The sequence below is a fragment of the Streptomyces stelliscabiei genome, assembly GCF_014873495.1.
In the GTDB taxonomy this organism is placed as follows: domain Bacteria; phylum Actinomycetota; class Actinomycetes; order Streptomycetales; family Streptomycetaceae; genus Streptomyces; species Streptomyces bottropensis.
Genome location: NZ_JADBGF010000003.1, coordinates 64031 through 75375, shown reverse-complemented (window position 1 = coordinate 75375; position 11345 = coordinate 64031). Strand labels below are relative to the sequence as shown.

Genomic DNA, 11345 nt, shown 5'->3' with positions numbered 1-11345 from the left:
ACGGCCAGTGCGCGAAGCTCGTCCTGGCCGCCGGAGGGCGGCGCCGACTCGGAGGGTGGGTCGCAGGGGTCATCGGTCATCCCCCGATCATTCCCGACCTGCTGGTCAGCCGGCCGCCGTCCGGGCGGTCCACCTCGCCGGCTTCGTCCAGGGCCCCAAGCAGTTTCATGTGGGTGTGGCCGGGCGGTCACAGGAGCAGGCCAAACAGCGTCTGGCAGGCCAGCGCCGTACCCCGTTCTTGCCGACGACGGGCGGGCCCGCGATGAGAAAGCGGTGCAGACCGACACGTGACTGGCCGTCGCCGCCGTCTCGGCAGCCGCAACGGCACTTGCAACGCGACATGCAATGCGACATGCAACGGACAACGATCGGCGGAGATGGCGCTGGTAGCGGCAAGCGGCAAGCCTGCCGAGGTGCAGTCCGCCGGTGCCCCGCGGAGCGTCTCGCCGGGTACCGGCGGCGGGTGACGTACGGTCCCCTTTGCCCGGCCGGACAGGACGGCCGCGGCCTGCGGTCCCGCGCTTCCTTCGCACGTTGCGCGGGACCGCACTCATCGCGGAGCACCGCAGCTCGAGGACGGGGATGCCGGGAACGGCGCCGAGCCGGCACCGAGGGCGGTGCCGGCTGGGCGGGTCGGCGGGCGCGGGCCAACGCGCCTGCCGGAGAGTCCTGAAACGGGTTCGGGCTTGCGACCAGGGCCGTCAGGAGAACGCCAGCGGCTTGGCCGTCGGCGTTGTGCTGGGACCACCGTCTTTCTGATGGGGCCTGGGCCGCAAGTCGGCTGGAACAAACGGTGAGCCGCCCAGGGCGCTGTGCGCGCGGACGGCGACGTCGCCGGCACGGTGGGCGGGGGCCGGCGAGGCGACGGATTTCGTGGCGGAGCGGGGAACATCCGCGAGGCCAGGAAGCCACATAACGGATAGAAGGTGCGCCGGGGTGGGGCGGCGGAATCCGGGATCGTGGAAGGCTGTGTGCCGCGCAGCCCGCAGCGTGGCAGGGCCAACTGCCTTGCGGGACGCGTCACTTTGCGACCAGAGCCCGGGTCCCGGCATGCCGCCGGCGGCCCCTGTCAGGACGGAGTCCTGCACGCCATGAGCCATGTCCCCCTCCCCCGCCCGGCCGACCCCGCCCCGGCCTGTGCCTGTCCCTCTGCCGCCGTGCCGCCAACAGCCCGCGGCATCGAACCGGACGGCGCCGCCGGGCGGTTCGGGCCCACCCACGCGCTGATCCTGCTGATCGCCTTCCTGGGCCTGGGCTGCGGCCTGTTCCTCGCCGGCACCGAACTGGACACCGTCTTGGTGCTGCTGGGCGGCTGCGGGGCGATCGGCGCGGCCACGCTCGCCGCGGCCGGCGGCGGCCGCCGCCTGATGACGGTCCTCGTGGAGACCGCCGTGCGCTCCGGCGCGGGCAGGTAGGCGGCCGTCCATGACCCGTTCTGCTGCCGACGGCGCCCCGCAGCGCCCCTACGCTCACCTCGCGGAACACCTGGCCGAGCTGCGCCGGGCCGCCCGGCTGCCCCAGCGCACCCTGGCCGAAGCCGCCAACATCTCCCGCGGCGCCGTCCAGCGCGCCGAGTCCGGCACCGCCGCACCCACCCCGGCCGTCCTCGACGCCTACCTGCACGCCTGCAGGGCCGGCGAGGCCGACCGGGCCCGGGCCCGTCTCCTGCGTACCCGCGGCCGCATCGCACGCCGCGACAAGCTCCACGAGCTCAAGGCCCCCGCCCCCGACTTCATCACCACCAAACGGGACCTCGCCCTCGCCCTCGCCGAACTCTACGAACGAGCCGGCGCCCCCTCCCTCAACAACGCCCGCCTGCGCAAGCTGCTGCCGCGCACCACCGCGTGGCGGATCGTCAACCGCAAAGGCCTGCCAGCCAGCGCCGAGCAGCTGATCACGTTCCTGAGCGCCTGCGGCATCAGCCGTCCGGCCGCACAGCGCCCGTACCTCGACGCCTACAGCCACGTGATCGCCCGGCGGAGCACGCGCCGCCTCCCCCCGCGCGCCGAGCGCACGCATCTGATCCGCCGCATCCATCCGGTGCCCCTGGCCCGCGGCGGAGCAGACGCCGACGCCCGCATCGACGTCACCGCACTGGTCCCCGTCTTCACAGCGCTCGCAGACGCCGTCCCCCGCATCGACGTCACCGCACTGGTCCCCGTCTTCACGGCACTCGCAGACGCCGTCCCCCGCATCGACGTCACCGCAGCAGGCCCCGGTCTCGCGACAATCGCGGAAAACTTCGCCGCCGTGGGCCGACTGGTCAACCGGGACGCACACCGTAACGGGACCGCCGCACCTGCGTGGACCACGGCCGTATCCCACATCGGCGACGAGCTCAGCCGCGCTCTTGCCGACAGGACCTTCACCACGGGCACCGACGACAGGGGCATCGACGCCATCGCGCGCACCGGCGACAGAGGGATGGCGGTCTACCAGGTCAAGAGCCACAGGGACCGGCCCGGGCCGGTCCCGGCGCTGCCGGACGCCCCGGTCCCCACGCCGCGCCGGCCCGCCCCGGCCGCGCGCCTGCTGAGCGAGGCCGCGGGGCGGGCATGAGCCGTGCGGAGGCGGTGCCCGGATCCGCGCCCCTTCCGGCCGGCAGGAACCGCCTGCGCGGCGGGCACGCGGGCCGAGTGGGCGGCGAGTGACGGCAACTGCCCGTCGTCCTGAGGCCGGCCCGCGGTCTCCTGGGACAGGCCGCGGGCCGGCCTCAGGACGACGGGCCCGCCAGCAGACCGTTCAGCACCCCGGCCCGGTACGACACCCGCGAGGTAAGGGGGCGCGCCAGGTGCCGCATCGACGCATCCGCCGGCCACTGGATGCGCCCGTTGGGCAGTTGCAGGACGAGGGGGGCGCCGGGGGCCAGGACATGGAAGTTGTCGGCCTCGTAGTACGGGGCCAGGTGCGGTTTGTGGGTGTGGATGCCGCCCAGCATCGCCTGGTAGCCCTGGCGGGTGTAGGAGCGGACCAGGTGGTCGACGAGCTGGTGGCCGAGGCCCTGGCCGCGGGCGCTGTCGGCCACGGACATCGCCTCCAGCTCGACGAGCGCCCTGCACAGCATGAGGCACAGCGGCCGGCCCAGGCCGGCTTGCATCTCCATCAGCCACTGGACCGGCGGGATCGCGTGCGCCAGGCCGACGATGGGCCCTGCGGGCTGCTCCTGGGCGAGCAGCAGGGTCGCGGTGCCGAACTGCGGCGGCAACTGCCAGCCGGTGCGCATCCGGTCGATGATCTCCTCGGGCATCGCGTCGTCGAGGAAGTCGACCGGCTGCAGCAGCGCGCGCACGGCCTCGGGGTCGTCGTCGGGGGTGGCCGGGCGGATCAGGTAGCGGCCGTGGACCTGCGGCGCTTCGGCGCTGCCCGGCCGAGTTGCCCGTGGCGCGCTGCGGCGCTCTGCTCGGCGTCGAGAGGCTCGTCCCATGCCCGCCATCGTGCCTCAACCACAGCATCCGACGGCCGAGTTGGCCGACAAGGAACGCGACCGGGAGCCGGGGCCGGGAACTGTACGACTGGGCGGAAACGTCTGTCAGTGCGTCGGAAGGTGGGCGGCATCGGCTATCGTCGCCGGTGGTGCTGGACACGCACGCACCCAGACCGCCGGAGATGCTCCCACGCAGCGCCGGCACACAGGTCGAAGGCCCGCCGGACAGGGATACCGGCACCCCGGCACCCGCCGGGCGGGGACCCGTGCAGCTTGACCGCGCCCTTCTTCGTACGGCGCGCAGGCGTGGGCGGCGTGCCGGGAAGTGACCACTGTGAGCCGTCGTCGCACCAGCTCCGATCTGACCGCCCGTGCCCGGCAGTTGGCCGGCCGGGCCGGCATCCCCTATTCCGCGGCCCTGGCCGCGCTGCGCACCCCGCGCACCGCGCGCTCCACCGGCCCGGCCGCGCCGGACCACACCGCGGCCACCGGCCTGCCCGCACTGGATGGCCTGCTCGGACCGCTCACGCCCGGCACCCTGACGGTGCTGGCCGGGCGGACCATGGCCGGCACCACCGCGCTGCTGCTGGGCATCGCCCGCCACCACGGCCACCGCGGCCGGCCCGCCCTCCTGGCCTCGCTCCAGACCGACCGCCACGCGACGATGCGCAGCCTGCTGGCCGCCGAAGCCGGCCAGGACCTCGACCGAACGGCCGACTACGCCCCCGACCGGCAGATGGTGGCCGAAGCAGCCGCCCGGCTGCGCGGGATCCCGATCCGCCTGCTCACCCCCGACGGCTCCAACGCCGTCAGCCGGCTGCGCGCCGAAGCCGCCGGCGGGGCGGGACTACTCCTCGTCGACACGCTCCGCCTGGCAGCCGGTATGGAACCCTCCCCTCCCCTGCCTGGCCAGAGCGCCGCCGAACTCGTGGCCCTCGCCCGGGACCTGGATGTCCCCGCCGTCGCCACTGCCCACCTGCGCCCCCAGCCCGGTGACGGTGACAGCCGGCCCCGGCCCGACGACCTGGACGACCCCGGCGTCCTCGATCACGCCCACCGCCTGGTCCTCCTGCACCGCCCCGCCCGCCTCGGCCCCCTCCCCGGCCAACGCGACCTCGTCACCCTCCACGTCGCCCGGCCCGACGGCGCCGAGGCGGGCACCACCACGATGCTGTTCGAGCCCGAATACCACCGCATGGTCGCCCCTCCCCGCACCTGACCCGGCCCACGGCGCAGACCTGCGGGAAGAGGAACGCGCGCGCCCGCCGGCCGCCCAGGACCCGGGCAGCCGGCGGACAGGGGTGCCGCTCGGCCCGGGCGTCGTTTCACGACGGCCGCGGGTGTCGCCTGCGGCCTAGAGCATGGTCAATGTCAGTGACTCCGGGAATCGGTGGGCCGGCCCCGACAAGATGGAGGCCGTGAAAGAAGACGTGCAGCGATCCGAGGCCATGCTGGCCGGTGCCCTGGTGATCGGCCCCCGGGAGATGCCCGAAGGGCTGGAGCTGAGCTACCCCGATGCATGTACACGGCTGGGCCTCCAGCCCCGGGCCCAGGGGTACGCCTTGTGGGCTCTGCTCCGGCTCGACGCCCGCACCGGGCAGATGACGCGTTCCATGCTGGTCACCACCCTGGTCGACGACACGCGCACCGCGCTGTCGGTCTGGCGCATGGGAGTGGAGTGCGCGCTGCCGGACCTGGTGGGTGACCAAGGCCCAGCACTGATCACTGTCCTGAACGACTGGCCCCTGCCCATCACACCCGTGCCGCAACTCGCTGATCCGGCCACCTTCGACGACGAGTAGACGCGCTGCACAAGGCCATGCACGCCACAGCCCGGCAGTCGTCCAGGATGCCCTCCCGAAACCGGCGACGCCGGTCCTGCTGCCCTCGCCATGGCATCCGTGCTCACTGGGAAACGCCTCCCCCAGACACGCGCAGAGCCAACGGGGCGATACCCGGCATCGGTGGAGGGTGGCGAACAGGCTGGGCAGGGCATCCACGATGACCGGGCCCAGAGATCCACCTCGCGGCCGACGGCCGGTGCCGGCCACTGGCGTTTGCCCTCACCGCCGGCCAGGCCGGTGACGCACCCGCCTTCACGGACGTCTTGGCCCGCTTGCGTGTTCACCTGCGCAGACGTGGCATCCGTGCGGTAATCCCGGAACGGGCCGACCAGCAGGCCAGCCGGCGGCAGCGCGGACAGGCGGGCGGCAGACCGCCGGCTTTCGACCGCGAGGCATGCAGCAACGCAACACCGTCGAGCGGTGTATCAACCGCCTGAAGCAATGGCGCGGCATCGCCACCCGCTATGAGAAGACCGCGACCATCTACCTCGCCGGACTTCACGTCGCGGGCATCTTCCTCTGGTCCGCCCGCTGATCCAAACGAAACCGCCTAGCCTGCGGAGCACAGACCGTCGTTCGGACAGAACAAGACCCACGTGTAGTTGTAGCCCGTTCGCACGGTCACGGGATTCGGTGCGGGGCCCTGATTGACGTGGGACCCCGGGTCGGGTGTGGCGGTGAAGGTGACCGTCGTGCCGACTTCGAAGCCCGCGGTGCACGTGCCGGTCGGGTTCGGCTGCGGATCGTTGGTCGCATACGGGTCCCACGCCTCCTGATGGCAGTTGATCCCGGCGGGCTGGCTGGTGATGGTGCCGCCGCCCCAGCCGTCGCTGACCCACGCGGACAGTTGAGCGGTGGTCTGGGCCTGGGCCGGGGCGACGGAGGCGATCGCGGCGGCCGTGGCGAGTGCGGTGACAACTCCCGTCGCCCGCCAGGCGCCGTTCCTTTTCCTGGTCATGGAAGGCTCCTCGAATCGAACCACGTCGACCTCTGCGACCAGCCTATTCACCTTCTCGGGGATCTGCAGCCCGCGCGCAGGCGGCGGCCCTAGGGGCCAGCCGCCGTCACGCTCGACCAAGGCACGCAGTCGGACGACGCAATTGGGCGAGGTGGTGACGGTGCTCTTCGCGGCGCCGCCGCGGATGACCGCTTGCGTAGCCAACTGGACAGGCAGGATGGGCTGTTCCTCGCCGTCCACCGGGGTCCTTTCGCCGGGCCGGTGGCCACTGTCGGAGGGCGGTGTCCCAGTCGTGCCGCGCGCCGAACACCCGATGGGTCACGACGGCTCCCCATCCGCAGCTTCCAGCTGCCCCTTGTATTCCGCCCACCGAGGCAGGGTCGACGGCAGCTCGCCGGCCTTCGCCCTGCGGGTCTCGAACTCTCCGACGATGCGTCGACGCTGGATCTCGGCGAGGGCTTCGTTCCTGATCGTCTTCATTTCCGCAGGAGATTCGCACTCCCTCTCGTCGATGACGAAAGCCGCGAGCATGAACCCGCCCGCAGCCCTTCTGCGGAACGTCGAAATCATGACGAACTTCGCCCCCGTCTCATCTGTCACGACTACCTCCTGCGAGTCTCTTCCCCTGTTCGCAACCTCCGCACCCAGCCCGGTGATCCCCGAAGCCACCTCGGGATGTCGCTTGCCGAGGGCCTGCGCCACATCGGCGCGGGTTCTCCCTCTGATCCCCCGCCTCTGGAGCGTCGGCCGAGCCATCCTCGCCGTCCTCCTCCGACGGCGTGTCAGACCCGTTCACATCCTCTGTCTCGCCGGGGTCCGGTGCCTCGTCCGGATCCGCGAGCTCGTCGGGCCCGACCGATTCGCGGGGCCCTTCGGATTCGGCAGACTCGATGGACTGGGCCAACTCTTCGCCGATCTCGGGCTGATCCGGCCCTTCCCAGTTCCTCAGTGTCCTCGGCACCCCCGGCCGCCCGACTCCTCCGGCTCTTGCGGATCCTCGCCTCCCTCCGAGGCCTCAAGGCTCCTCGGCAGCTCCCTCAACTGCAGGGCAGGGGGATGGGGCGGGGGCGGGGCTGCTCACGCGAAGTACCGGCCGAGCAGGACAGCGCCGAGGATGAGCGGTCCGAAGATGCCCAGGAGGTTGACGGCGTTCATCAGCGGGCCGTCACCGCGTCGGCGTGGTGGCATGGGTGTTCGCATCCCTTCTCAGGCGCCGAGACCGACGTAGGAGACGTAGGTGTAGGCGCCCCAGTCGGAGTCGAGTTCGCTGATGATGTCGTCCCAGATCTCCTCGAGTTTGCCTTCGTCGCCGGAATCCCTGGCGTCGACCGCCTCGTCCCAGATGTAGCGCACCGCGGGCAGGGTCCGGATGGCCTGGTCTCCCATGAGGTTGGGGCGGCGGGCGTGTTCGTCGACGAGGTCCTGGTTGATGGGGTGGATCTCCACCGGGGTGCCCCTGCCCTGGTTGTTCAGGTGTTGTTTGAAGGCTCCGGGGTTGCGCAGGACTCGCTGGGTGCGCAGGTTCCAGTAGGCGGTGTCCACGAGCTCGAGGTTCGCGGGGTTGGGGTGCTGGGTGCCGGCGAACCAGTTTTTCAGGGCGCGGGGGCGGACGGTGACCCCGGCGTCGCGCAGGGCCTGATGGCCGGCGTCGCTGTTGAGGTAGTTCAGTCGGGCCCGAAGGCCGCGGGCGGAGGTGACGGGGGACTTGATGCCGCCTTCGAGGATCATGCGGGCCAGGGCGTCTTCCATGGCGCGGCCCAGCGCTTTGCCGCCGCGGACGTTCTCGGCGGAGCGGTTGGCGCCGTACGTGCCGAAGTTGCGCCAGCCGCTGTTGTCGTACGGCATCGGTTAATTCCCCCCGAGGGTGTACAGGCGCTTCACCTTCATCTGGGTGGGCTTGCGTCCCTCTTCCCAGACTTCTTTCCAGTCGCCTCCGGCGACATGGAGTTCGTCGACGCCGGATACCTGGACCAGAATAAGGCCCGCCTGGTGGGCTTTGAACGCTTTCAGCCAGAGGCTTGCGAACGCTTGGGAGCGGATCGTGTGGACCCACTCGGGTCGGCGGAGTTCCCTGTTCTTTCCCGATTCACCGATCGTGGAGGTGAATCGGGAGTACATGGCCTTGACGTATTCTCCCGTGACCGGATCACCGGAATCGATCGCTGTTTGGCGGGCCTGCTGCAGGACACGGCGGAATTTCTCCAGGAGGGCCTCGGAAGCGCCGGAGGTCCACGATTGAAGGATCCGGGGCGGCTCACTGAGGCCGAGCTCGGAGCAGCGGATCAGGAGGCGGACGGTGGCCTCGTCCAGGAGGTAGGGGCCGGGCTCGATCCGGTTCCCGATCGGGCTGGGCAGGTCGGCGTGTGGCCAGGTGAAGTGGTCGACGCGGTGGATCCCGGCCTTGCGGCGGTCGAAGCCGCCGGTGGGGTCGTGCTTGAGCGCGCCGATGGGCAGGTGGGTTTTGAACGCGGACAGGTAGGCGGCGTTGATGTCCAGACCGAACACGTCCAGCGGGTGGCGCTCCCCCTTCCTGATGGCCTCGTAGAGGGGGGCGTTGCGCCATTTCTGGCGGCCTTCCCAAACGCCGTCGGCCTCACCTTGTCCGGGTTTTGAGAGGAAATCCAGAGCGGGCGGGTAAACGGTGTGGACGTAATTGGCGCCGACCCGGGTGAGTTTGAACAAGGCCATGGAGTCCGGCACGGCCTTCTTCTTCAGGGCAGCGATCGCGGCGTCGACGTCACCGTTCGCCTCACCGAGGGCCTGCTCGACGGCGTCACGGATCTTGTTGAGGAAGAAGGTGTAGTTGCGGCCGCCGGTGCCCGGGGTGCCCTCGGGCGGAGGCGTGTCGTCGCTGAACGAGGCCGACGGCGCCTCCATGACCACCCCCTCCACCACCCTGCGGGCCGGATCGGCCGCCCGGACATCCTCGGCGTCACCGGGCGCGGCCTCGGCGTCCGCCGTGGGCTCGGCAGCGGCAGGCTCGGTGACTTCCAGCGACGCCGTCGGCGGGGCCGGGACTGGTGTTACGGGTCGGACCGGACCCGTAACACCGGCCGGTGCGGGAGCCGGGAGCGCGGACGGGGTGATCCCCGCCGCCGTCGCCGCCTGGTGGTAGGCGGTCAGGGCGGCGCGCAGCCGCTCGGCAGCAGGCTCCTGGGGCAGGCGCAGCCGGCGGGCTCCGAGCTCGGCGGCACGGGCCCGGGCAGCGGGCAGGAGGTGGACGTGGCTGGCGGCAAGAGCGTCACGCAGGTGGGCCAGGACGTGCTGCCCATGGACCGACAGCGCCGAACGGTGCTCGTTGCCGGTCAGGAACGGCGCGGCGGCGGCGAGGAGTTCGGCCTCCGCGATGGCAAGGTCCGGCGTCCCGGCCGGGGTGGGGCCCGCCTGAGGCGTGCCCGGGACGGGTGCCTGCTGCAGCGCGGTTGACGCCACTGGGGCCGGGACGGTGGTGGGGGCGGTTCGGCGAGTGGCGGTGAACGCGGCCAGGGCCGCACCGAGGCGTACGCCCTCCGGTGTGGACGGCACCGGAGGGCGGCGCGCGGCCAGGCCGTCCAGGACCTCGCGCAGGCCCGGCAGTTCACCCGCGCGGCCAGGGGTCGTGGAGGCCTCGCGCAGCGCGGCGAGCACGCCGTTCAGGCGGGCGGACAGCCCATGCCGGGCGCCGGAGGTAAACGGCAGCGCCGCGTCAAGGAGTTCGGCCTCCACAGCCGCGAACCCCTCCCCCGCACCAGCCCCGGGTGCCGCGGGCGCCGCCTGGCCTGCGACGGCCGGCGCCCCGGCCGGCTGCAGAGCCACACCCGGGCCGGCCCCGGCACCCGGCGGCACCGGCGGCACCGGCGGCACCGACTCGGCCGCGGCCGCGGCGGCCGCGTCCTGGGCTGCCGTACCGGACAGCGAGCCGGGAGCAGAGGTGTCCTCGAAGGCGGCGGACAGCACGGTGTGCACGTCGTCCGGCTCCTGGTCCCCAGCATGGGCTTCCAGACAGGCGCGGACCGTGTCATCCGGGCCCGCGGGGGCCTGCCGGTCCTCGCCGAGCGGACGGTAACCGTGAGCGGCGGCATGCCCGCAGAAGGCCTCAAGGGCATGCTCAAGGCGCTCCACCGGCCCGGCGTGGGGCAGCGACGGGTCACGCGTGAAGGCCGCGTACACGGCGGCCTGGGAGGAGGACAGGTAGGAACCCGTCCACTCGTCGCCGGCACGCTTCGCGTCGAAGTGGTCGACCAGGCCGGGAAGCACCTCCCGCAAAGCCTCCGGCAACTGCTCGCGCAGGCCCGGCTCGAGGTAGGGGCGCGCCGCGTCGGCGAGACCGGCGGTGACCTGCTCGCCCTCCGCGCCGCCGAACACGTACGCGGCCTTCACATCCCGCGGGCGCACGGGCGCGTCGGCGAACCGGGCCGAAGCGAGGTCGGCGCGCAGCGGCACACTGACCAGCTCGCCGAAGTCACGCTCGGCCACAGCAACTTGGGCGTCGGTGTCGGTACGGGTCAGGGTCAGCGTGAGGTACGCGGCATCCAGCGCGGCCAGGACCTCGGCATCGGTGGTGTCCAGCACGGCCACCACCGGCACGTTCCGGCTCCGGGCCAGATGCGCCAGCACCCGCGCCGCCTCAGGCAGAGCCGGCCCGGACAACGGAACGAACGGATCGGCCGCCTGCTGGAAACGGTCGACGACCACCAGCGCCAGACCGTCGACGTACGGAGCAGTCTCGACGATCGCCTCCGCGGTCAGACCGGTGCCGTCGTCGACATGCAGATCCGCCGCGGCCAGCCGGGCCTGAACCACGGCCGCAGCCCGCTGCTCGTCCGCGCTCAGACCACCGGTACGCAGCCGCCGGTAGTCCAGCCCACCCTCCGCCGCCACCACCCGCAACGCCACATCCCCCCGCGACAACCCCGACGCCGCATACAGCACCGGCAGGCCGTGGGTGAGCGCGGTATGCCGGGCAGCATGAACGGCCAGGAGCGAGCCGCCCGCGTACGGCTCCGCCGCCACCACCGTCAACACCCCCACCGGCAGACTCCCCAACACCCCGTCCAGAGCCCGCAACCCGAACCCGAACCCCGGCACAGCCAGCGGCGCGACGGCCTCGGTCAGAGCCAGCCCGGCCACCTCCCCCAGA

9 protein-coding genes and 1 pseudogene are annotated in these 11345 nt (G+C 72.2%); 5 read left to right on the top strand and 5 right to left on the bottom strand.

Translation table 11 applies throughout. From position 1 onward, the window contains the following. Positions 1-1091: 1091 nt before the first annotated feature. Together H4687_RS45875 and H4687_RS45870 are read left to right on the top strand one after the other, a co-directional pair. Positions 1092-1415: a hypothetical protein gene (locus tag H4687_RS45875; protein WP_050398021.1), complete on the top strand. Its 324-nt coding sequence runs from the start codon at positions 1092-1094 to the stop codon at positions 1413-1415. 10 nt (positions 1416-1425) lie between these two features. Beyond that, positions 1426-2559 (top strand): helix-turn-helix domain-containing protein, encoded by a 1134-nt coding sequence (locus H4687_RS45870; protein WP_046919086.1) that lies wholly within the window; start codon positions 1426-1428, stop codon positions 2557-2559. A gap of 154 nt (positions 2560-2713) precedes the next feature. Here H4687_RS45870 and H4687_RS45865 read toward each other — a convergent pair whose 3' ends face one another. Further along, positions 2714-3424, bottom strand: a complete 711-nt coding sequence (locus H4687_RS45865; RefSeq protein WP_225968475.1) for a GNAT family N-acetyltransferase — start codon at positions 3422-3424, stop codon at positions 2714-2716. A 334-nt stretch (positions 3425-3758) separates the two neighbouring features. Here H4687_RS45865 and H4687_RS45860 point away from each other — a divergent pair, with 334 nt between their 5' ends. The 3 genes and pseudogenes from H4687_RS45860 to H4687_RS47265 form a co-directional block, all read left to right on the top strand. Further along, a complete protein-coding gene (locus tag H4687_RS45860) occupies positions 3759-4643 on the top strand; it encodes a DnaB-like helicase C-terminal domain-containing protein (RefSeq protein WP_050398023.1) in 885 nt (294 codons plus the stop codon). Between the two features lie 190 nt (positions 4644-4833). Then, on the top strand, positions 4834-5226 hold the full coding sequence (locus H4687_RS45855; RefSeq protein WP_046919429.1) for a hypothetical protein: 393 nt from the start codon (positions 4834-4836) through the stop codon (positions 5224-5226). A 212-nt stretch (positions 5227-5438) separates the two neighbouring features. Next, positions 5439-5803: pseudogene (locus H4687_RS47265) on the top strand (transposase); the annotation flags it as partial. A gap of 15 nt (positions 5804-5818) precedes the next feature. Here H4687_RS47265 and H4687_RS47260 read toward each other — a convergent pair. The 4 genes from H4687_RS47260 to H4687_RS45825 all read right to left on the bottom strand — a co-directional run bounded on the left by H4687_RS47260 (position 5819) and on the right by H4687_RS45825 (position 11335). Beyond that, on the bottom strand, positions 5819-6466 hold the full coding sequence (locus H4687_RS47260) for a hypothetical protein (protein WP_225968474.1): 648 nt from the start codon (positions 6464-6466) through the stop codon (positions 5819-5821). 78 nt (positions 6467-6544) lie between these two features. Further along, positions 6545-6982 (bottom strand): hypothetical protein, encoded by a 438-nt coding sequence (locus tag H4687_RS47255; RefSeq protein WP_020115007.1) that lies wholly within the window; start codon positions 6980-6982, stop codon positions 6545-6547. A gap of 450 nt (positions 6983-7432) precedes the next feature. Beyond that, positions 7433-8071, bottom strand: coding sequence for a hypothetical protein (locus H4687_RS45830; protein ID WP_046919427.1), 639 nt, complete (start codon positions 8069-8071; stop codon positions 7433-7435). A gap of 3 nt (positions 8072-8074) precedes the next feature. After that, entirely contained in the window at positions 8075-11335 is a 3261-nt protein-coding gene (locus H4687_RS45825) for a DnaB-like helicase C-terminal domain-containing protein (protein WP_159392178.1), read from the bottom strand. Positions 11336-11345 lie beyond the last annotated feature (10 nt).